General features: G+C 69.8%; 11 protein-coding genes. 2 read left to right on the forward strand and 9 right to left on the reverse strand.

Features of this window, described 5'->3' with window-relative positions:
• Positions 1-21 precede the first annotated feature (21 nt).
• The 7 genes from GPX89_RS05310 to GPX89_RS05340 form a co-directional block, all read right to left on the reverse strand.
• Positions 22-1764, reverse strand: coding sequence for an LCP family protein (locus GPX89_RS05310; RefSeq protein WP_157355395.1), 1743 nt, complete (start codon positions 1762-1764; stop codon positions 22-24).
• A 75-nt stretch (positions 1765-1839) separates the two neighbouring features.
• Positions 1840-2661, reverse strand: coding sequence for an ABC transporter permease (locus tag GPX89_RS05315; RefSeq protein ID WP_157355396.1), 822 nt, complete (start codon positions 2659-2661; stop codon positions 1840-1842).
• Complete coding sequence (locus GPX89_RS05320; protein WP_157355397.1) at positions 2661-3494, reverse strand: ABC-2 transporter permease; 834 nt, start codon at positions 3492-3494, stop codon at positions 2661-2663. The genes GPX89_RS05315 and GPX89_RS05320 overlap by 1 nt, the downstream gene beginning before the upstream one ends.
• The gene (locus GPX89_RS05325; protein ID WP_407939357.1) at positions 3491-4531 is read right to left on the reverse strand and encodes an ATP-binding cassette domain-containing protein; all 1041 of its coding nucleotides are present in this window, start codon (positions 4529-4531) and stop codon (positions 3491-3493) included. Before GPX89_RS05325 ends, GPX89_RS05320 begins: the two co-directional genes overlap by 4 nt.
• A 32-nt stretch (positions 4532-4563) precedes the next feature.
• A complete protein-coding gene (locus tag GPX89_RS05330) occupies positions 4564-18003 on the reverse strand; it encodes a non-ribosomal peptide synthetase (protein WP_157355399.1) in 13440 nt (4479 codons plus the stop codon).
• 135 nt (positions 18004-18138) lie between these two features.
• Positions 18139-18543, reverse strand: a complete 405-nt coding sequence (locus GPX89_RS05335; protein WP_157355400.1) for an AMP-binding protein — start codon at positions 18541-18543, stop codon at positions 18139-18141.
• A 164-nt stretch (positions 18544-18707) separates the two neighbouring features.
• A complete protein-coding gene (locus GPX89_RS05340) occupies positions 18708-19577 on the reverse strand; it encodes a helix-turn-helix domain-containing protein (RefSeq protein WP_157355401.1) in 870 nt (289 codons plus the stop codon).
• A gap of 263 nt (positions 19578-19840) precedes the next feature.
• Here GPX89_RS05340 and GPX89_RS05345 point away from each other — a divergent pair, with 263 nt between their 5' ends.
• A complete protein-coding gene (locus GPX89_RS05345; protein WP_407939358.1) occupies positions 19841-20200 on the forward strand; it encodes a DUF4254 domain-containing protein in 360 nt (119 codons plus the stop codon).
• Between the two features lie 314 nt (positions 20201-20514).
• Entirely contained in the window at positions 20515-20877 is a 363-nt protein-coding gene (locus GPX89_RS05350) for a hypothetical protein (protein WP_157355403.1), read from the forward strand.
• A gap of 71 nt (positions 20878-20948) precedes the next feature.
• On the opposite strand, the gene GPX89_RS05355 is transcribed toward GPX89_RS05350, so the two are convergent.
• Positions 20949-21584, reverse strand: a complete 636-nt coding sequence (locus tag GPX89_RS05355; protein ID WP_157355404.1) for a LysE family translocator — start codon at positions 21582-21584, stop codon at positions 20949-20951.
• A 58-nt stretch (positions 21585-21642) separates the two neighbouring features.
• The gene (locus GPX89_RS05360; RefSeq protein WP_157355405.1) at positions 21643-23241 is read right to left on the reverse strand and encodes a phosphotransferase; all 1599 of its coding nucleotides are present in this window, start codon (positions 23239-23241) and stop codon (positions 21643-21645) included.
• Positions 23242-23304: the final 63 nt, after the last annotated feature.

Below are 23304 nucleotides of genomic sequence, written 5' to 3' on the forward strand. Positions count from 1 at the left end.
GGAAAGGGGGATGGACCGCGGTCACTTCACACAGGGGACGCCGCTGGAGTCCATGGTCGACAGGTCGGTCGGGGCCGGGGCGTTGTCGCCGGTCTGGGTGGCCGCGACCGGGGCCGGCGGCGGGGTGGTGGCGGTCGTCTTGGTCGTCGTGGCGGTGTCACTGACGGTGGCGGCGAGATCGGCGATCGGACCCGTGGCGGCCGAGTCGCTGCCGACCACCAGTTCGATCGTGTTCGAGGCCAGACTGCTGGACTTGGTGGCGGTCAGGCCCAGCTGGGAGGCGAGTGCGTTGGCCGCCATGTCGGCGCCGGGGGCGTAGCTGAGGGTGCTCGATGTGCGGTCGGCGCCCGTGGTCGCCGTGCCCGGGGTGAATCCCTTGGCCGCCAGCGCGGTTTCGAGCTTGCCCGCCAGACCGGAGACGCCGGAGCTGTTGGTGACGTCGATCGTCATGCTGGTCGCGCCGGGGATGGTGGTCGAGGCCGGGGTCGCCGAGGTGGCGGCGTTCGACGAATTGGGCTGGGGGAGCAGGCCCTTCACGATGCCGTGGATCTCGTCCAGATCCACGATATTGATGTCCTCGCCCTCCTCGTTCTGCCCGAAGTCCTTGACCGGCAGGGTGAACAGCGACATGCCGCCGCCCATTAGACCGGTCGCGCGGTGCATGAAGTCGATCAGATCCAGCGAGTCGTCGAACCACATGTTCTGCTTGGCGACATCGAGCAGCTTCTGCAGCGTGCCGGTATTGGCCAGCGTGCCGTTGTTGTTGAGCTTGTGCGCCAGCGACACGATGAACGCCTGCTGGCGGCGGGTGCGGTCGAGGTCGGTGAAGTTCAGCGTCTCGTCCGGATCGCGACGCTGGCGCACGAAGGCCATGGCCTGCGAGGCGTCGATGTCCTGGGAGCCCTTCACGAAGTCGGCGCCGGAGAAGTTGTCGGAGGTCTTCTCGTTCAGGCACACCGTGATCGGCTGCACCGCCTGCGCGATCTGGAAGAACGCGGCGAGGGTCACCTCCACCGAGTTGTTGACCTTCACGTTGTTGCCCAGGAAGGTCTTCACCGTATTGATCTCGGCCACCCGGCCCGCATTGCGCGCCTTCTGCTCGAGTTCCTCGTCCACCGGTTCGGCGGTGGTGGAGGTCGAGGCCGACTTGCTGGTGGTCTTCCCGGCCGCCGCCTGGAGCTTCTCCTTTTCCTTCTCGTAGGCGAAACCGTAGGCCTGCTTGATCTTTCCCTTGCACGGGCTGCTGTAGAGGCAGGCGGCCGGGTCCAGGGTCACGTAGTCGTCGCGGGGAATCGAGATTCCGGTGGCCTTCGACCCGTCACCCGGAATGTGCAGCAGGATCAGCACATTCGAGTTGTAGCCGCCGACGCTGTCGTCACCGGCGTGGATCGCGTCGTACATGTCCTGCGGCAGCGGATACCCGCGCTCGTCCAGGCGACTGTCCAGGCCCATGATCAGAATGTTCTGATCCGAATGTTTGCCGGGATCCGGCTTGTCGAGGACGTCGATGTGCGAGGTATTGACGTTCTTCATCACATGGTCGTATTCGCGCCAGGTGAACCCGGTGGTCACGAACACCGCGGCCGCGAGCACCAGACCCGCGCCCCGCCCGGCGAGCAGCGCCCGCCGCGCCCGCGGCGGCGTCGCTTTCCGCCGCCGACGCGCACCGCGCGGACCACCCGGATTCGGACCCCCCTGATACGGGCGCAACGGTGTCGTCACCGGGTCTTCGATCGCCCGGCGGCTCGCCCGTGTGTAGCTCATAACGATCGAATATAGGCATCGACGGCGATTCGGACCATTTGTCCAACTCGCCGGACCTTTATCCGGCGGGAAGGGTCAGCGCCGGCTGGCTCGGCGGTAGCCGTAGGCGGCGGGCACGGCGAAGACGACGATCAGGCCGAAGGACCAGGCGAGGGTCTGGGTCAGCGGGGAAGCGATCGGCCCGCCTTCGGCCAGGGCGCGCATGGTGTCGACGGCGACGGACATGGGCTGGTGGCTGACCACCGGTTGGATCCACTTGGGGTAGGCGCCCAACGGGACGAAACCGCTGCTGAAGAACATGAGCAGGGAAGAGAGCAGGGCGATCGCCTCGACCAGGGTCGATTTGGCGGTGAAGACCGCGATGGCGGTGACCATGGTCGCGAAGGCCAGGCCGAACAGGACCGGAAGCCACAGGAAGGCGAAGGCTTGCAGCGGGCCTTGCCGAAAGCGGAAGCCCAGCGCCATCCCGAACAGGATGATGACGACGGTCCCGGCGAAGATGCGGCAGCCCTCGGCGAGAATGCGGGCGGCCAGCCCCGACGCGCGATGCACCGGCAGGACCCAGAAGCGGGACAGGATCCCGGCCTCGCGTTCGCGGCCGAGCATGACGCCGCTGGCCACGGTTCCCGAGAGCGCGCCGACCAGCGTCACCATGGGCGTCGAGCCGTAGAGGGCGCTGTGGCCGGAGAACTTCTGGATCTGCGAGCCCACCACGATGTCGAGCATGAGCAGCAGCAGGCACGGCACGATGAGCGTTTCGAGCAGCGTGATCGGGTCGCGGACCCAGCGCAGCAGCAGGCGCTGGGTTTGAATCCAGGTGTGCCGCAACAGGGCCGGGACGGTGGCCTCGCCGAAGTCGAGGGTATCGGTGAGTCTGGGGCGGTCGAGGGTTGCCATCACGACCTCTTCAGGTTTTGCCGGGCGATGAAGTAGCAGGACACCGCGATGATGGCGGCGATCCACAGCAGCGGCGGCGTCATGAGCGACCAGGTGACCGGATGCGCCTTGCCGAGGCTGTCGCCGCCGAGCGCGCGCAGGCCCTCCGCGAACTGCGATACCGGCTGATTACGCACGAAAAGCTGGACCCAGTGCGGGAATTGGTGGGCGGGGGCCAGTCCGGTGGAGAGCATGCCGAGGATGAGCGGCGGCAGCACCAGCATCTGGGTGGTGGCCTCGGGGCTGCGGGTCCAGGTGCCGATGGCGTCCGCGCCGAGACAGAACGCGATGCCGATGAGCAGTGAGAGGGCGAGCATCCCGAGGCTGTGCGCGGCCCCGCCGTGGAAGCGGAACCCGATCCAGTAGGTGCTCGCCACGGCCGAGGCGATGCCGATGAGCAGTCGGAAGACGTTGGAGGACAAGCGCGCCGCGGCGGGGACGAGCGGGTGCATGGGCATGGAGTCGAAGCGCCGATCCAGCCCGGAGACCGCGTCGGTGGCGGCCCGGAAGGCGGCTGAGACCGCGGTGAAGGCGGCGGCCTGCAGGAAGACGATGGGCGCCATGAACTGCGCGTAGCTCGAGAATCCCAGTCCGGCGAAGGTCATCACGCGGTTGAGGGGGATATAGAAGCTGACGGTGAAGGTGATGGGCGCGAGGATGGCGGTGGCGATCTCGCCGGTCTGCACCGAGGGCACGATGAGCCGCACCGTGAGCACCCACCACTGCGCCAGGGTGGATTGTGTGGCGCGGGCATCGGTGAGCCAGCCGTTGGGCGCGGCTGCCACGGCGGTCATGCCCGGGTCCGATCCTCGACGGTGAAGCGCCCGTCCGCCGTCCGGAACCGCACGGACGGCGAATCCTCCTCCGGTTCCTCGGTTTTGGCGATGTGCCCGGTGAGTTCGAGGAACACGTCGTCGAGTGAGGGCCGCCGCAGCGCGATGTCGACCAGTTCCATTCCGGCCGCGTCCAATCGGCGCAGCGCCTCGGCGAGGGTCTTGGCCCCCTCGGGTGCGGGGATGGCGATCCGGTCCGAATCGCCGGTCAGCGCTTCGCGATTGGCGGCGGGCAGCAGATCGCCGAGCGCGCGGGCGATGAACGGCAGGTCCTCCATGCGCAGCGGCACGATCTCGCAGTAGCTGCCGCCGGTGCGGGCCTTGAGTTCGTCGGCGGTGCCGTCGGCGATGACCACGCCGTGGTCGATGACGATGATGCGGTCGCACAGCGCGTCGGCCTCTTCCAGGTACTGCGTGGTGAGCAGCGTGGTGATGCCGTGCTTGCGGAAGCCGCCGACCAGGTCCCAGACGCCTTGGCGGCTGCGCGGATCCAGTCCGGTGGTGGGTTCGTCGAGGAACACCACCTCGGGCCGCACCACCAGCCCGCAGGCGATGTCGATGCGCCGCCGCATACCGCCGGAGTAGGTGCCGACCCGGCGTCCGGCGGCCTGCACGAGGTCGAATTCCTCGACCAGTTCGTCGGCGCGGGCGCGGGCGGCGCGTTTGCGCAGCCCCATGAGGCGACCGAACATGACGAGGTTCTCGTACCCGGACAGCGCGTCGTCGAGCGCGGCGAACTGCCCGGTCAGCATGATGGATCGGCGTACCGCGGCGGCGTCGGTGACCACGTCGTGCCCGGCGACCAGAGCGCGTCCGGCATCGGGGGCGATGAGGGTCGAGAGGATATTGACCGTGGTGGTCTTGCCCGCGCCATTGGGCCCGAGAATGCCGAGCACCTCCCCGGGCGCGGCCCGGAAGGTGATGCCGCGCAGCGCCTGCACCGCGCCGAACGATTTCTCGACGTTCTCGACCACGACGCCGTCGAAACTGGTTTCCACGTTTGTTGTATCGGGTTTGCCATTGTCGGTGTTCACGGCGTCCCTCCCCAATGTGTGTCGAGCACGCGCGCGATGGCCGCGAGCGCGTGCGGTGCGGTCAGCTCGTCGTGACTGACGTCGATGTCGTGGTTGGTGATGGTCCCGGTGATGTAGGGCCGCCAGCCGGTCGGCCCGAAGATCTCGGAGGTGTGCACGGTGGCGCTGAAATACAGTGCGTCGCCGTGGAATACGGGTCGTTGATAGCCGGTGCGGGTGTCGGCGGAGGCGTTGTAGGAGGCGGCCATGCGTTCCAGCGTCGCGGCGTCGACGAGGGAGACCCCGCCCATGCGTTCGCGGATCAGGGCGGCGGCCTGTTCGGCGCTGGTGTCGGCGGGAATGTCGGTGATGCCGAAGACCGACCCGAAGGCGGCGACGAACGATCCGGCGGTGAGCTTGTCGATGCTGCCGCCGTCGATATCGGTGCTGTCCGCGTCGAGTAGGGCCAGGGTGGCGACCTCGTCTCCGGTTGCCTCGAGCTGGGCGGCGACGGCATGCGCGATGAGGCCGCCGAAGGACCATCCGAGCAGATGATAGGGGCCGTGCGGCTGCAGTCGGCGGATTTCGGACACGTAGCGGTCGGCGAAGTCGGCGATGGAGCGCGCGTGCGCTGCGCCCGAGAGGTCGGGAGCCTGCAGGCCGTAGATGGGCCGGCCGGGCGCCAGCGCGTCGGCCAGGCCGAGGTAGGTCCAGGCGATGCCCGAGGACGGGTGGATGCAGAACAGGGGAGCCTCGTCGCCGTCCGCCCGGATGGGCAGCACCACGTCCAGCCCGAGTCCCGGGTGCGAATCCGCCCGGGCCGCGGCCAGTTCGGCGGCGGCCTGCTGTTCGCGCAGCTCGGCCATGGCCTGGCGTTCGGCCTCGGCGGCGAGTTCGGCGGCCGGGGAGACGGCGAAAGCGGCTGCGGCCGAGAGCGCGTCGGCCCACAGGTGGGCGAGCATGGTGATCTCGTGCCGGGGCAGCAGGGTTTCGGGGAAGCTGAAACTCGCTTGCAGCCGGTCGCCGATCACGACGGCATTGATCTCGATCTCGGCGGTGACGGGCACGTCGGGGTGTTCGGTGGCGTGCAGGTCGCCGAATTCGTCGGTGGGCAGCCAGCCCAGATCCTCCAGTCCGGCCGGAATGTCGGCGGTGGCGTAGCGGCCCAGGTAGTTGAAACCGATGCGGCCGGGCACCCGGGCCGGGAGTTCACCGGCGGTGTCGGTGTTGAGGTAGCGCAGCATGCCGTAGCCGATGCCCTTGTCGGGTACGGCCGCCAGCTGGTGTTTCACCGCGCGGATGGCGTCGCCCATGGCCGGTCCGCCGGCGAGCGCGTCGCGAATCGGGATGCCGGACAGGGCGATCCGCACCGGATAGACGGTGGTGAACCAGCCGAGGGTGCGCGAAAGGTCCGCGCCCGCGATGATTTCCTGCTGCCGTCCGTGGCCTTCCAGACGCAGGAGTACGGCGTCGATCGGCTCCATGCGCCAGCGCCGGATGGCCAGCGCCAGCCCGGCCAGCAGGGCGTCCTCCACGGTCCCGTCGAAAAGCGCGGGCAGCGTGGTGAGCAGCGCGGTGGTGGTGTCCGCGTCGATCTCGATATCGACCGTGCGCACCGCCGCGACGCGATCGACGGCCGGATCGAGCTCGCGCGATCCGAGGCGCGGGTCCGGCGTGGCGGCGATCTCGCGCCAGTAGTCCAGTTCGGCGATCCGGCCGGGCTGCCGCGCGGCCTCGTCGAGCGCATGGGCCCAGCGCCGCATGGAGGTTCCGGTCTCGGCGAGGATCGGTTCCGCGCCGCCGCTGATCTGGGCCCACGCCGCGATGAGATCCGGGATGAGGATCCGCCACGACAGCCCGTCGATCACCAGGTGGTGCGCCACCAGGATCAAGCGCCCGCGGCGGTCGGGCGGGCTGTCGGGCGCGGGATCCAGCCACACCAGGCGCAGCACGTCCCCGCGGTCGGGATCGAGCCGTGCGAGCGCGGAATCCAGTTCGGTGACGGCGAATTCACGCAGTTCGACGGGGTCGCCGGTATCGAATTCGATGCGCTGCAGCAGCGCGTCCACATCCACCGTGCCGGGCGGGCGGGTGCGCAGCCGCCAGTCGCCGTCGACGACGGCGAGCTGGGCGCGCAGCATGTCGTGCTGGTCGACGACCGCGGTGACGGTGGCGACGAGCTGTTCGCGGCCGATGCCGCGCGGCAGCTCCAGGACCGCGGTCTGCGCGAATCTGCGGTGGTCGCCGCCGCGTTCGAGCATCCAGCGCACGATCGGGGTGAGCGGCATTTCGCCGACTCCGCCGCCGGGCAGTTCCTCGAGCACGACCGTCTCGCCCGCGGCCGCCGCGAGCGCGGCCAGTGCGGCGACGGTCCGATGCTCGAACACCTGCAGCGGGGTGAGTTCGATGCCGCGCAGCCGGGCGCGCGACACCAGCTGGATGGCGAGGATGCTGTCCCCGCCGAGGGCGAAGAAGGAGTCGTGCACGCCGACCCGGTCCCGGCCCAGCAGTTCGGCGACGATCTCGGCGAGCACGGTCTCGAGTTCCGTGGTGGGAGCCCGGTATTCGGTCTCGGCTTCGAAGGCCGGCTCGGGCAGCGCCCGGCGGTCGAGCTTGCCGACCGCGTTGAGCGGGATGGCGTCGAGGACCACGAACGCCGCCGGCACCATGTAGCCGGGCAGCCGGTCGGCGGCATGGGCCCGCACCGCCGCGAGGTCGATCGCGTGTCCCGGCTCGGCCAGCAGATAGGCGGCCAGCGCGGTGGCCCCGCCGGGTCCGGGAACGCCGAGGGTGACGGCGAATTCGACGCCGTCGGCGGCCGAGAGCGCCGCGTCGATCTCGCCGAGTTCGATGCGCTGTCCGCGCACCTTGACCTGGAAGTCGGTGCGCCCCAGGTATTCCAGGCGCGGCTCGTCGAGGTAGCCGGTCCAGCGCACCAGATCGCCGGTGCGGTAGAGCCGTTCGCCGGGCCGTCCGTACGGGTCGGCCACGAAGCGGGCGGCGGTGAGGCCGGGCCGATTGTGGTAGCCGCGGGCCAGCGCGGGCCCGGCCAGATACAGTTCGCCCGCCACGCCCATGGGCACCGGCCGCAGCCGGTCGTCGAGGACCAGGGTGCCCGCGCCGCGGATCGGGGTGCCGATGGTGACCGGCTGCCCGTCCGCCAAGGGTTCGGAAGCCGTTGCCCAGATGGTGAATTCGGTCGGGCCGTACAGGTTGATCAGGGTGCGCCCGGTCGACCAGCGGGCCACCAGATCCGGGCCGATGGCCTCGCCCGCCACCGCCAGCACCCGCACGCTCGTCACGGCGTCCGGGTCCAGGGTCGCCAGCGCGGACGGGGTGATGACCAGGTGGGTGACGCCCTGCGCGGTGATGAGATCGGTGAGCGGCTGCCCGCCGAACACCTCCGGCGGGGCGACGACGGCGGTGCCGCCGGACCCGAAGGCCATCAGCGCCTCGAAGGCCGAGGCGTCGAAACTCGGTGAGGCGACCTGCAGCACGCGGCAGTGCTCGCCCAGGGCCAGCAGTTCCCGCTGCGCCCGGACCAGATCGGCGATCCCGCGGTGCGAGACGGACACGCCCTTGGGGGTGCCGGTGGAGCCGGAGGTGTAGATCAGCCACGCGGGCTGGTCGGGATGGGTGGTCATGGCGCGAATACGGCCGTGCCCCAGGTCGATCCGCACACTGGAGGCGGCGGGATCGTCGAGGACCAGCCACCCGACCGTGTCCGGCAGCAGCGCCCGGTGCGCGCTCGTGGTGAGTCCCAGCACCGCCCGCGAGTCGGTCAGCATGTGGTCGATGCGATCCAGTGGATGCCGCGGATCGATGGGCAGGAACGCGGCCCCGGCCTTGGCACAGGCCCACATGGCGGTGAGCAGCTCCGCGCCCCGGGACAGCGCCAGCGCCACAATGCTTTCCGATCCGGCTCCGGCCGCCGAGAGCTGCATGGCCAGCCGCTGCGAGGCGGTGTCCAGCTCCCGGTAGGACACCGTGCGCCCATCGGCGATGATGGCCGGGCACAACCGGTGCGCGGTGGCCGCGGCCCGGAAAACCTGTGCCAGCGTGGTGGTTTCGGTGTGCCCCGGCCCGCGCACCGGCACGAGCGCGGTGCGCTCGGCCGCGTCGAGCAGATCGATCTCCGACAACCGCACGCCCGGATCGGCGGTGATCGCGGTGAGTACCCGCTCCCACCTGGTCACCAGCCGCGCCGCCGTGGCCTCGTCGAACAGGTCGACGGCGAAGGTGAGGGTGCCGTCGAGTCCCTCGATTCCCGAACCCGGCAGCGGCGCACGCAGATCGAAGGTCAGATCGAACTGCGAGGCATCCCGCTCGATCGGCTCGACCTCCACCCGCAGTCCCGGGAATTCCACGGTCGGCGGCGTGAAGTTCTGCAGCGACAACGACACCTGGAACAATGGATGCTGGGCGGTCGACCGCGGCGGATCCAGCACCTGCACCAGCCGCTCGAACGGCACTTCCGCATGCGCGAACGCATCCAGGTCGACGGTCCGCACCTGTCCGAGGAACTCCCCGAACCCCTTGGCCGGATCGACCGGAGTGCGCAGCGCCAGCGTATTGACGAACATCCCGACCAGATCGTCCAGCGCCGCCTCCCCGCGCCCGGCCACCGCCGTCCCGATCAGCACATCGTGCGTCCCCGCCAGCCGCGACAACAACACCGCCAGCGATGCATGCAACACCATGAACAGGCTGGTCTCCGTCGCCGCCGCCAATTCCGTGAGCGCCCCGTGCAATTCGCCCGACAACCGGAACCCCAGATCGGCACTCCGCATGCTCTGCACGGCGGGCCGCGCCCGATCCGTCGGCAGCTCCAGCACATCCGGCGTGGATGCCAACTGCTCGCTCCAGTACCGAATCTGCCGCGCGGCCCGGGATTCCGCGTCCTTCTCATCCCCGAGCAGCTCCCGCTGCCAGATCGAGTAGTCGGCATACTGCACCCGCAGCGGCGGCCGCCCGTCACGTGCTGTCGCTCCGGCGTGCGTTTGGGTGTGATCCGCTGTGGTGGAGTGGATTCCACTGGAAGGCAGGCCAGGGCGGCGAGGGCTCGAGCTCCGCGCCAGATAGGCCGCCACGAGGTCGGTGGCGAGCGGGGCCATCGATGCCCCGTCCGCGCTGATGTGGTGCACCACAAGGACGACTACATGAGCGACCGTACCTTCGGCCGTTGCACCGGTGCTTCCCCGAGGCGGAGTGCCGCCGGGAGGAGGTGCGTCGCTGCCGGCGGGGTGGGTCGTGTCGCTGCTGTCCGCCGGAAGGGCGTGGCCGACACCGGGTGACGGAACGCGGCGGGGATGGTGGGGGTCCTGCTCCGCTACGCGGAGGATACGGACCCGCAGGGGCGTGTCCCGAGTGAGATCGAAGCCCGCACTGGTGCATTCGGCGATAGCGGCGCGCAGGGCCGGGCCGTCCTCGACATCGACGAGCGCGACCTCCGGTGCGGCGGCCTCGACGCCCAGGATGACCTGGCGGGGTCCTTCAGGGTCGGCCGGATAGGTTGTGCGCAGGCTCTCGTGGCGGGCGACCACATCGGAAATGGCCAGGCGCAGTGCGTCGAGGTCCAGTTCGCCGGTGAGGCGCAGCGCGGCGGTGATGTTGTAGGCGGGCGAGGTGGGGTCGAGGCGGTTGAGGACCCACATGCGTTGTTGGGCCGGGGACAGGGGGATTCGGTCGGGGCGGATGCGGGGGGCCAGGGTCGGGAGGCCCGCGATCTCGGTGCCCGGGACGATGCGGGAGGAGAGTTGGGCGACCGTCGGGGCGTCGAAGAGGTCGCGCAGGGCGATGGTCGCGCCGAGGGCGGCGTTGACGCGGGCTACGACGCGGGTGGCGATCAACGAGTTGCCGCCGAGTTCGAAGAAGGAGCGGTCGATGCTGACGCGGTCGGTGTCGAGGACGTCGGCGAAGACCTTGGCCACGGCGGTTTCGACGGGGGTGCGCGGGGCGAGGTAGCGCTCGTTCAGGGAGGCGAAATCCGGTGCGGGGAGGGCGGTTCGGTCGAGTTTGCCGACGGGGGTGAGCGGGACTTCGTCGAGTTCGATGAGGTAGCTGGGGACCATGTAGCCGGGCAGGGCGGCGGCGATGCGGGTGCGCAGGAGTTCGGTGTCGAGGGTGTGGCCGGGGGCGGCGACCACGTAGGAGACCAGGACGGTCTGGCCGGCGGGGCCGGGGCAGCCGAGGGTGGCGGCGTAGTCGACCTGTTCGTCGGCGTTCAGCACGGCGTCGATCTCGCCGAGTTCGATGCGCAGGCCGCGGATCTTGACCTGGAAGTCGCTGCGGCCCTGGTATTCCAGCTCGAGTTGCGCGCCGTCGGGCGTCTTCACCTCGACCCAGCGCACCATGTCGCCGGTGCGGTACATGCGCGCGCCGGGCTGGGTGTACGGATTGGCGACGCTGTACGGATTGGCAACGAAGCGGGCCGCGGTGAGCCCGAACCGGTTGAAGTAGCCACGCGCCAGCGCGGGCCCGGCCAGATACAGCTCGCCGGTCACGCCGATCGGCACCGGGCGCAGCCAGGTGTCGAGCACCAGCGCCGCCGCGCCGCGGATGGGCGCGCCGATGGTGATCGGCTCGCCGGGCCGCAGTTCGCCCGGTCCGGTGGCCCACACGCTGAATTCGGTGGGGCCGTACAGGTTCACCATGCGCCGTCCGGCCGACCACGCGGCCACCAGTTCGGGTCCGGCGGCCTCACCGGCCACCGACAGGCAGCTGAGCTCGTTCAGTCCTTCCGGGTTCATGGTGGCCAGCACCGACGGCGTGATGACCGCGTGCGTGACGCCCTCGGTCCGCAGCAGTTCCTCGAGCGCGCTGCCGCCGTACACGTCCGGCGGCGAGACCACCAGCCGCCCGCCCGCGCCGTGCGCCATGAGCAGCTCGTGCACCGAGGCGTCGAAGCTGGGTGAGGCCACCTGCAGCGCGCTGGTGGTCTCGTCCAGCTCCAGCAGACTCTGCTGGGAGGCGACGAGATTCGCGAGCCCGCGATGGCTGAGCAGCACGGCCTTGGGTTTGCCGGTGGATCCGGAGGTGTAGATCAGGTAGGCGGTCTGGGCGAGGTTGATCGGGCCGCCGCGCTCGGCGTCGGTGATGTGCGCGTCGGAGACCGTCATGACCCGGCGAATGGTGTTGAGGTCGTCGAGCAGCAGCCAGTCGATGCTGCCGGGCAGGGTTTCGCCGACCTCGCACACGGTCACGCCGATGGGTGCGCGCGAGTCGGTGAGAATGTGCTCGATCCGCTCGACCGGATAGTTCGGATCCAGCGGCAGGAACGCCGCCCCGGTCTTGGCCAGCGCCCACACCGCGACCACCGACTCCACCGACCGGGTCAGCGCGAGCACCACGAAGGTCTCGCGGCTCACCCCGCGCCGCAACAGGATTCGCGCGAACCGGTTGGACCAGGCGTCGAGGTCCCGGTAGGTCATGCTCAGCGACCCGGAACTGACCGCGATCCCGTCCGGATTGGCCCGCGCACCGGCGGCGAGAATGTCGGGCAGGGTGCGCAGCGGCGTGGGTTCGCCGCCGCGCACGGGCAGCAGCCGCGCCCGCTCGAGCGGATCGCAGTGCTGCAGCTGCGCGACCCGGCGCTGCGGATGGTCGGCGATCTGGTTCAGCAGCAGCACGAACCGGTCGAGCAGCCGCCGCGCCGCGGCCTCGGGCAGCTCGTCGGCCATGAATTTGATGGTGATGCAGAGGCTTTCGACCCCGTCGGCCGCCCGCTGCGGAATCACCATGAGGTTCAGCGGATACGGCGTGGCATCCGTGCCGGACACGTCCAGGATCCGCATGCCCGCGATATCCAGTGCCCGCGAGAGGGTTTCGCGGTCGATCGGATAGGATTCGAACACGGTCAGCGTGTCGAACAGCTCGGGCAACCCGACCGCCCGATGGATGGCCGCCAGCCCGACGTGCTGGTGATCCAGCAGCCGCGCCTGCTCGTCCTGCACCCGGGCCAGCAGATCGCCCACGCGCTCACCGGGATCCAGCCGCACCCGCACCGGCAGGGTGTTGATGAACAGTCCCACCATCTCCTCGACCCCGCCCAGTTGCGGCGGCCGCCCGGAGACGGTGCCGCCGAACACCACGTCGGTGCGGCCGGTGAGCATGGCCAGCAGCAGCGCCCACGCCGCCTGCACCGCCGTGTTGACGGTGGCCCCGGCCGTGCGCGCGGCGCCGGTCAGCCGCTCCAGGCGCACGGTGTCGAAGTCGGCGGAGACCATGCCGGATTCGGTGGAGGTGATGCCCGCGAGGGTGGGCACCGCGCGGGTGGGGGAATCGACCCCGGCCAGCGCCTCGGTCCAGGCGGCGAGGGAGGCGGCATCGTCCTGTTCGCCCAGCCAGGTCAGGAATTCGCGATAGGAGTGCGCCGGGGTCTGCGGGATCTGATGCCCGGTGACGGCGGCGAGGTATCCGGCCAGCAGCTCCCGCACCACCAGCGGCGTGGACCAACCGTCCAGGGCCAGATGGTGATTGGTCATGAGCAGCGTGTACGCCTCGGGCTCGGTGCGGATGAGGCACAGGCGCAGCAGCGGCGGCCGGGTGAGGTCGAAGCGGGTGCCCGCGTCCACGGCGATCAGCCGGTCCAGTTCTCGCTGCCGCTCGGAAGGCTCGGTGATGGCGGTGAGATCGATTTCCTGCCAGGGGATTTCGGCTGACCCCAGTACCAGCTGCCGGGGCCCGTCGGCGGTCTCGACGAAGGCGACGCGCAGCACCTCGTGGCGTTCCAGCACCGCCGCGGCCGCGGTGCGCAGCCGGGCGGCCTCGACCCGCCCGGCCAGCGAGAGCCGGGTCTGGACGGTGTAGCCGTCGGCGGTGTCGCTGTCGTAGCGGGCGTGGAAGAGCAGCCCGTACTGCAGCGGTGAGAGCGGCCAGATGTCGGTGAGCTCCGGATAGGCGCGCTCCCACTCCTCGATCTGCGGCTGCGAGACGGCGACCAGGGGAAAGTCCGAGGGTGTGTGCCCGCCCGCCCCGGCGTGCCGGGCATGGGTGACCAGCGCGGTGACCGCGCGCCCCCACAGCTGGGCCAATTCCCGGACCTGGTTCGCGCCCAGGACCCGCGACGCGTAGGCCCAGGTCACTTCCAGCCCGGCGGCGGTGTGGAAGGCATTGATGTCCACGACCGCCTCCAGCGGCGCGTCGTCATCCTGGGTGGACGCGAATCGCACCGGCACCCACGGGGTTTCGGCGCCACCGGGATGCTCGACCCCCGCTCCGGTGCGACCGAGATAGTTGAAGCTGAGCTGCGGGGTCGGCGCGCCCGCGAACTCGGAGGCGGCATCGAGATACCGGAGCATGCCGAACCCGACACCCTTGTCCGGGATCGCCCGCAGCTGTTCCTTGACCGCCTTGAGCGCCGCCCCCGCCGCCGGGCCGCCCCGGAAGGCGTCGTCGAGATCGATGCCGCCCAGATCGAGCGCCACCGGGAACACGCTGGTGAACCAGCCGATGGTGCGCGAGAGGTCGGCCCCCGGCAGGATCGATTCCTCCCGCCCGTGCCCCTCCACGGTGAGCAGGGTCCGTTCGGTGCCGCGCAGCTTGCCGACCGCCATGGCGAGCGCGGTCAGCAGGGCCTCGTCGAGCCCGCAGTGGAAGCGCGCGGTAATGAATTCCTGTGCGGCCGCGGCGGTGTCGGAGTCGATCACGGTGCGCAGCTGCCCCATGGTCGCCACCGTGTCCAGTACCGGATCGAGGGCCCGGCTGCCCAGCCGCGGGTCCGGGGTGGTGAGAATGCCGCGCCACAGCGGGATCTCGGCCGCCCGGCCCGAGGTCTGCGCGAGCTGGCCGTGCGCCCACCGCCGGAAGGAGGTGCCGACCGGCGCGAGGGTGCCGCCCGCCCACGCGGTGGCCAGATCCGGCAACAGGATGCGCCAGGACACGCCGTCGGTGACCAGATGGTGCAGGACGACCCACAGCAGCGGCAGCGCGTCGCCGCGCTCGATCAACACGAACCGGGCCACGACGCCCGCGGCGGGATCCAACAGGTCTGCCGCGCGCTGCAGTTCGTCCTCGCCGTCGCTGTCGGCGGTGGTGGTGACGGTCTCGATGAGCGCCCCGGCCTCGACACCGCCCGGTGCGCCGACCCGCCACTCCCAGGCGCCGTTCGCGGTCGCGTGGGTGAGGGTGCTGCGCAGCAGGTCGTGCCGGTCGAGCAGGGCCTGGACGGCGGCCGTGAGCCGGGCTCTGTCGATGTCATGGGGGAGCGGAATCAATACCGCCTGAGCGAATCTGGGCCAGGTGTCGCCCTGCGCGAGCATGGCGTGCACGATCGGGGTGAGCGCGACCGGGCCGACCGGACCGCCGGGCAGCTCCTCGATCACCGGCGCGGTCACCTCGGTGGCCACCGCGGCCAGCGCCGCAACGGTCTTGTGCTCGAACACATCCCGGGCGCGCAGCCCCAGCCCGGCCTGCTTGGCCCGCGCCACCAGCTGGATGGCGACGATGCTGTCACCGCCGAGCAGGAAGAAATTGTCGTCCGCCGCCACCGATTCCACGCCCAGCACCGCCGCGAACACCTCGGCCAGCACCCGTTCCCGCTCGGTGGCGGGCGCGCGGCCGACCCGGGCGCCGGTACCGAACTCGGGCCGGGGCAGGGCCCGCCGGTCCACCTTCCCGGCGGGGGTGAGCGGCAGCGTGTCGAGCACCATCACCGCCGACGGCACCATGTGCGCCGGAAGATACTGGGCCACCGTGGCTTTCACGTCCTCCGGCGCGACCACCGAGTCGGCCGCCAGCACGTAGGACACCAGCGCGGTCGCCCCGCCCGGGGTGGTCGCGCCCACGGTGATCGCCATCTCGACGCCGGGATGCCGCGCCACCGCCGCGTCCACCTCGCCGAGTTCGATGCGGAACCCGCGCACCTTCACCTGGGTGTCGCCGCGGCCCAGATACTCCAGCTCCCAGCGGCCGTTGCGCCGCCGCCAGCGCACCAGATCGCCGCTGCGGTACATGCGTGCGCCCGGGCTGAACGGGCTGGCCACGAAACGCTCCGCGGTCAGGCCGATGCGCTGGTGGTAGCCGCGCGCCAGACCCGGTCCGCCCAGATACAGTTCGCCGATCACGCCCGGGGCGACCGGGCGCAGCCACGGGTCCAGCACGACGGCCGACACACCACGCGACGGCGCGCCGATCGTAATCGGATCCCCCGGTGCGAGCGGGGCGCTCAGGGTGGCCGTGACGGTGGTCTCGGTCGGGCCGTATCCATTGATGACGCAGCGTCCGGCCCAGCGGACCGGCAACTCCGGCGGGCAGGAGTCGCCGCCGACCACCACCGTGCGCAGGCGCGGCAGGGTGTCGGGCTCCAGCGAACCCGCCACGGCCGGAGTCACATTCAGATGCGTCACCTCGAGCTTGCGCAGCACCCGGGCCAGCTCGTCACCCGCGTAGGCGGTGGGCGGGACCACCGCGACCGTCGCGCCCACGGCGAACGCGACCAGCAACTCCTCGATCGAGATGTCGAAGCTCGGCGAGACCGCGTGCGCCACCACCGCGTCCGCGCCGACCCCGAACGCGGCCCCCGACCCGGTGACCAGATTGGTCAGGCCGCGATGGGTGACCGCGACGCCCTTGGGCAGGCCGGTCGATCCGGAGGTGTAGATCAGATAGGCGACCTGGTCCGGATGGACCGGCGCACGCCGATCGGCATCGCCGACGGGGCCGGAATCAGCTGCGGCGAACAGCTTCTCGGTCTCGGGGTCGTCGAGCACCAGCCAGTCCACCCGGTCCGGCAACGCCGCGCGCGAGCCCGCCACCGTCACGCCCGCGACCACGCCGCTGTCGGTGACCATGTGCTCGATGCGGTCGCTCGGATACCCGGGATCGATCGGCACGAACGCCGCGCCGGTCTGCGCCACCGCCCACATGGCCAGCACCGACTCCGCCGAGCGGGGAATCGAGATCGCCACCGCGCGTTCGGGTCCCGCGCCCGCCGCGATCAGGACCCGGGCCAACCGGTTCGTGTAGTCGGTGAGCTCGCGATAGGTGTAGGCGGTCCCGTCGATGCGCATGGCGATGGCGGCGGGCGCGCGGTCCGCGCCCTCGGTGAGGATCTCGGGCAGCGTGCGCGGGCGGCTGCCGTCGCGGCCGTACGCGGGCACCAGTTCGACCCGCTCCGCGGCCGTGAGGGTGTTCACCTCGGCCAGGCGCTGCTCGGTGCCCCCTGCCAGGAAGCGGTGCAGGAATTCGAGGAACCGGGCGTGCAGGCTCGCGAGTTCGGTGTCGCCGTAGCGGTTCGGGTTGGCCTGGAAGTCGATGTGGGTGCGCTCGCCGCCGACGCCGGGATAGACATTGACGAACAGGTCGTCGATGAGCCCCGAGGTCAGCACGTGCAGCTGTCCGGTGACCCCGCCCAGGCGGATGCGGGTGTCGGCGAGCATGAGGTTCACCGTCGGGCCGAAACCGGCCACCTCGTCCATGGCCCAGCCGAGGTCGCGGATGATGTCCTCCTGCCGGTACCGCTGCCGGCGCAGCGCGGCGGTGAGCTCACCCTGGGTGGCGCGCACCAGATCGCCGACGGTGGCGGCGGGGGCGGGCAGCAGGCGCAGCGGCACCACGTTGGCGACCATGCCGCCGGAGCGGCGCAGGGTGGCGGTGGTGCGGCCGGACACCGGCAGGCTCAGCACGATCTCGCCCGCGCCGGTCATGGCCCCGACGTAGGCGGCGAAGGCGGCCACCACGACCGGGGCCGGGCTGGTGGACAGCGCGGCGGTCACCGAATCCAGCAGGGTCGCGGTCGATTCCGGGAGTGCGCCGCTGAGCAGGCGGGGATGGGCGTCGACCGCGCCGGTGCGCTTGCCCAGCTGGGCCGGTTCGGGCATGCCGGTCAGATGCTCGCGCCAGTAGTCGCGGTCGGCCTGCAGCTTGTCCGAATCCCGGTATGCCGCATCGGCTTCCACGATGCGCTGCAGCGGCTCGGCCTTGCCGGGCGGCACCTCGAGCCCGCGCACGGTGGCGTTGTAGATCTCGGAGGTGCGCTGCAGCATGGTGAGCGCGCCGACACCGTCGAGCAGGATGTGGTGGAAGCGCGAGTACCAGTACCAGCGGTCCTGCGCCAGCCGCAGCATGGCGACCTTGCAGAGCCGGTCACGGGTCAGATCCAGCGGCGCGGTGTACTCGGTGTACATCCACGCCCGGGCCGCGGCCTCCGGATCCGGCGCGCCGCTCAGATCGACGGTCTCGATCCGGTCGTCGAGCGTGGTGTCCACGAGTTGCCAAGGCAGCCCGTCGATTTCGATCAGGCGCAGATAGCCGGTGCCGAACTCGCGCCCGGCGCGGCGCGCCGCGTCGGCCAGCAGCTCCACCTCGACCGCGCCGGTGAACTCGACATACTGCGCGATCGAGAAAGGCGTGTCTCCGGCGAGCTGCTGGGCGAACCAGATGCCGCGCTGGGCCGCCGAGAGGGCGAAGGCCGCGGAAGCATCGGGGATGGAACTGGACAGGGCGCTGCTGTAAGCCATGCTGCTGAGACCTTCTGCGGCCGAGAGAGATTCGGTCTCGTCATTCCGGCGTGCCTCTGGCCGGAATCCACCCAGGTTGCTGTGGATCCCGGCCGGGAGCATGCCGGGATGACGGGCGGGGTGTCGTCGATCTTTCTAGGAAGCCTTCTTGGCCAGGCGGAGTTCGGCGTCGGTGAGCGGCGCGTCCGAGCCGGTGAGGTAGCCCACCAGCGTGGAGCGCTCGTCGAGCACCAGCCAGCGGCTCGCGTCGGTGATCAGCTCTCGGCCGGCCTTGGTGGTGATGCCGAAATCGACACGGGCCAAGGTGGATTCGGTGGTGAGCGGCACCGGCGTGGCGCCGGTCTTGGCAATCGCCAGGCGGGACACCATCGCCTCGAGCTGCGGGGTCTCCGCGATCGCGATGCGGGCGCCGGGGTGGGCTCCGAGGCGCAGCAGCATGCGCGCCAGGCGGTTGCTCCAACGGTCCAGCTCCGCGTTGTTCAGTTCGCAGTCGGCGGCGGTCACCGCGATGGAGGCGGGCGATTCGACCGGCTTGCACATCGAACATCATCCTCTCGGAGGGGGCGCTTGCGGTGGTGTTCGGGATGTATCCACTCTCGCCCGTGCAGGTCGTGGCCGATAGCGACCACAGTGCTGCCCGATTCCGCTCCGAGGGTGCGGGTTCATCCACCCTGGGGTGGGTGGAAGATCAGCCGCTCATTCGATCATGGCTTTTTCCCCAGCTCGTCGATGGCCTGCGAGATCATCGTGATGGAGTCGCGGGGGCTCAGCGCCATGGCGCGCAACTGGTCGAACATGACGCCGTAGCGGCGCACCTCCGGGTGGCCCTCGATCAGCTCGTCGCTGGCGATGCCCTCCACGTAGACCAGTTCGGGGTCGGCGGGATCCGGGAAGTCGAGCAGCGTGAACGAGCCCAGCATGCCCGGGTGCGCGCCGGCGTCGAAGGGCAGGATCTGCAGGATCACATTGCGCTTCTCGGTGTGCTCGAGCAGCTGGGTGAACTGCTGCACCATCACCTCCGCGCCGCCCACCAGACGCCGGATGACGGCCTCGTCGAGCACCACCCACAGCTCCAGCGGGTCGTCCTTGATGAGCACCTTCGATCGCTCCTGCCGGGCCCGGATGCGTTGCTCGATAACCTGATCCGAGACCTTGGGCATGGTGGTCTGGTAGACCGCGAGCGCGTACGCCTCGGTCTGCAGCAGGCCGGGGATGTAGGTGGACTGGAAGAACCGCGCCGACAGCGCCTCGGCCTCGAAGTTGATGTACGCGCCGTAGACCTCCGACACGGCGTCCTCGAAAGACCGTGCCATGCCGGGGCGTAACGCGTCCACCAGCAACTGCAAGGCATCTGAACGCTGCGGCTCGCCGATGCCGTAGAGATCCAGCATCGCGGTCAGGGTGCGGCGCTGTGGCCTGGCCTGAGCCGTCTCGATCCGGTACAGCGTGGTCACGTTGATGCCGGTCTTGGCGCTGACCACCTCTTTGCTGAGCTGTGCGCCCTCGCGCATCTCGTGCAGCATCGCGGCGAGCCGCCGCAACCGGACGGTAAGCACCGTGCGCTTGCCTGCCATGACAACCCTTTCGCCTGGCGCACTTGCTAGAACGCAGTATTGCGTTCTTGCATTTGTAAGAGCATGATCCAGCTAGCCTATTCGTGTACAACCGATCCGATGACCGGTATAGCTGAAATCCGGAGACCAATCATGTTGGTGCGATTAGTGATGCTGTCGGGTGCGTATGGGGAGTCGCGATGACCATGTCCATAGCCGGTGTTCTGCCGACGGCTCCGCAATTGCTCTGCGCCTTCCAAGGACGGCGTTTTCAAGATCGAGTTTTGTTGCGGTCGGCGCATGCACTGGCCGAACTGCACGAACGCCGTAACCAGGTGCGTGATCCCATGATGGTCAGTGAGATCGATTGCCGCCGCGGCGAACTCGTTGACGATATCAACGATTGGGTGGAACAGGAACTGCCACAACACCGCAACGGCGCCACGCTGCACACCGAGAGTCTGGGCGCGGTCGTCGACCGCATGGCCCGGAGCTGGGTGGAGGCCAATCAGGTGATCGATCACGAGGGCGCGGCCAGTGATAACACCCATAAACACTGGTACCATCTGGCCGAACTGGTTGACGGCTACACTGATCTCGTAATCGACGTGGCCGGTGGCCGTCGCCGTTTACCAGAACAATGATTCCAAATGCATTGACACAATTAATGTATTGCTACCGAATCGTTGATCGTCAGCGGTGACGTCAACCCGAGTAAAGCTATCGGACCAATAGCTCACTCGAACCGTAGGACGTCGCCCGCCCAAGACGGCGGGCGCAACGGGGCGCCCCGCCCGGCGTGCCGCGTGGTCGACTGGCGCGGCACGCCCGCCCTGAGCTTTCTGCTTTCCGACCGCACGGTCATCGCGGAGCGCCCGAACGCCATTCGCACTGTGTTCGTTTCGCACGAGTGCGGGTGAAATCGGCATTTCACAATGCGAGGGGACGGAGTTCGTCTATGAACACGGGCGAGGCATCGGCGAGCGAGCTCTACCGGCAGGCCGTGGGCGGCGCCTTCCGCCTGGAAGTGGACACGGCGCGCAAGTGCGCCGCAAACTTCCTGCGGTTCGCAGACGCGCTGGATCCGCAGATCGCGCACAGCCACGGTACCCACACCCTCACCGGCTTCGGCGATTTCGACTCGGCGCGCCAGCTCCGGCGCGGCTTCGAGGACAAGGGTCGCGATCTCACCGAAGCCCTGACCGCCCTGCGGGATTCGGCCGTGGAAATGGCCGCCGCCCACCTGCTGGCGGCGGGCCTGATCCGGGCCACCGACGAGACCAACTCCCGCACCCTGCTGGCCGCCACCGCCGGCCTCTAGAACTTCGGGCCCGATCCCTCCCCGGAGAATAGTTGGGCCGGTGTCCGAACCCTCGGGCACCGGCACAACTCTCAACCGTTGCCGGAGAACGCGACCGTCGTCCCGACCCCGATGATCATCGCCCCGCCGGTGGCGCCCACCGCCTCCAAACGCCGCGGCGAGTGCGCGAACCAGGCCCGCGCCGAGGCCGCGCCCAGCGCCCACACCACATCCGAAAGCACCTGGAGCACAGGGAATATCGCGCCGAGCATCAGGAACTGCAGTGGCAGCCACCCGGCCTCTGGCACGGCGAACTGGGGCAGCACCGCCGCGAAGAACACCACGGTCTTGGGATTGGTCGCCCCCACCAGGAAGCCCTGCCGCAACACCCGGCGACCGTCCGACTCGGGCACCTTGCCGCGCAGCGCCTCGCTCAGCTTGCGCCGCTCCCGAATCGCATTGACCCCCAGGAAGATCAGATACACCGCCCCGGCGATCTTCACCGCCAGGAACAGCATCGCCCAGGCCATCAGCAACGCCCCCAGCCCGGCGGACGCCGCGAGCAGGCACACCGTGGTCCCCGCCCCGGTCCCCACCACCGACAGCACCGCCGCGCGGCGCCCCAGCACCAGCGCACGCCCCACCGCGAACATCACATTGGGCCCCGGAATGACGATGATGATCATGGCGGCCACCCCGAACGCCACCATATGCGACACAGGCACCATCGATCCAGCGTAGCGACCGGCCGCCACCGGTCCTATCCGATTTCGGAATCGCCTGTGATCAGCAGGTTTTCGAGTAGTTGCAGGGGCCGACCACCTGGATGACCTTGTGGGCGGGCGCATCGAGGTTGGGGTTGAGCGAGGTGTCGGTGCTGAGGTTGACGTACAGCGCGTAGGACTCGAACAGGTAGCGGTACTGCTGGCGGCCCCAGCTGGAGTAGGCGGCGGCCAGCCAGGTGTCCTTGTTGGCCTTGCAGACCGAGGCGCCGACGCCGTCGGTCGGGCACCAGATGTCCCAGGTCTGATCCTGGCCCTTGAGGGTGGAGTAGACGGCGTCGGAGTCGGTGTCGGAGTTGAAGGCGAAGACCTCGATGGAGACCTGGATCTGCTGGGCCGTGTCGAGGTAGACGCCGGTCATCAGGCGCTGGCAGTTGTTGTTCTGCAGAGCGGTTTTCACGTTCTGCGACATGTTGCTGGAGACGCAGGTGTCCTTCGCGCCGTAGGACGTGCGGGTGAAGGTGACGTTGTTGCTGTCGGTGAAGGTCACCGGGAGCAGGGCGTCGGCGGTGAAGGGGGTCTTGTCGGTGGCCTGCGAGTTGAGGGTGCTCGTGTCATTGCCCGCGGTGGTCGTGGTCGGCGGCGCGGTGGTCGTGGTCGTGGCAGCGGTCGTCGTCGAGGTCGGCGAGGCGTTGTTGTCGGAGCTCTTGCCGGAGAGCACGACCGCGCCGACGGCGATGGCGATGACCAGGACCACGAGCAGCGCGCCGAGGATCACCTTCAGCGCGGTATTGGTGGAGTTCGACTGCGGCGCGGGCGAATACGCGAGCGGCTGCTGCGGGTTGGACCAACCGGTCGGTGAGGCCGCGGGCGCGGTCAAGGCCACCGTGGGCATGGCCGGCGAGCTGACGGGGACGGCCCGCAGCGTGTCGAACCACTCCTGTGCGGAGGGCCGGGCGTCCGGGCCGAATCCGCCATTGCCGAAGGCGCGGTCGAACAGCGCTCGCAGGCGCGGATCGAGATCGGCCGGATACCCCGCCGAAGGCTGCCCGAGAAACAGCGTGCGGTACACCAGCATCGCCAGGTCGTAGCGATCCTTGTACCGGTCGTAGGCGGCGTCGGCCGGCCTCAGCCCGGCGGTGTCGATCACGTAGGCCAGCGGCGCGGACGCGTGGAACAGCACGTTCTTCGGCGACAGGTCCCCGTGGACCAGCCCCCGCTCCTCGAGCACCCGCACGATCTCGCACAGCCGGGTCGCCAGCGCGGTGCGGAACTCCGCGGCCACCACCTGCCCGGCCCAGAGCTGGTCGAAGGTGCGCGGCCGACCGTCGGGTTGCAGGTAATCCATGGGGATCAGCGGCAGCACCACACCGGGTGGCGTCCCCTCGTTCTGCACGAGATCGATCGGCCAGTTCACGGCCTCGGCGGGATTGCCGGTGGAGCCACCCGCGGCCTCGCCGGCCAGGACCGTCTGCCGCCCGAAGAGCATGGCCTGCCGGGCCCATTCGAACTCGGTGGGGTTCGCCGGCGTCCGGAAGAGTTTGTAGAGCCGCTGCTGCCCGCGCGGATCCCGGCACAGGTACTGCACCGCCCGGCTGCCCGCGGCGTAGAAGGGCTCGGAGTCCACCTCGTAGGACTCCCCGGACAAACCTGTGACCAGCATCGAACTCTCCCCCGCCCGAACAGTGACTCCGAATCCCGAACTTCCAGCAACGCGGCGAGCGTA

Source organism: Nocardia terrae, assembly GCF_009760405.1.
Taxonomy (GTDB): Bacteria; Actinomycetota; Actinomycetes; order Mycobacteriales; family Mycobacteriaceae; genus Nocardia; species Nocardia terrae.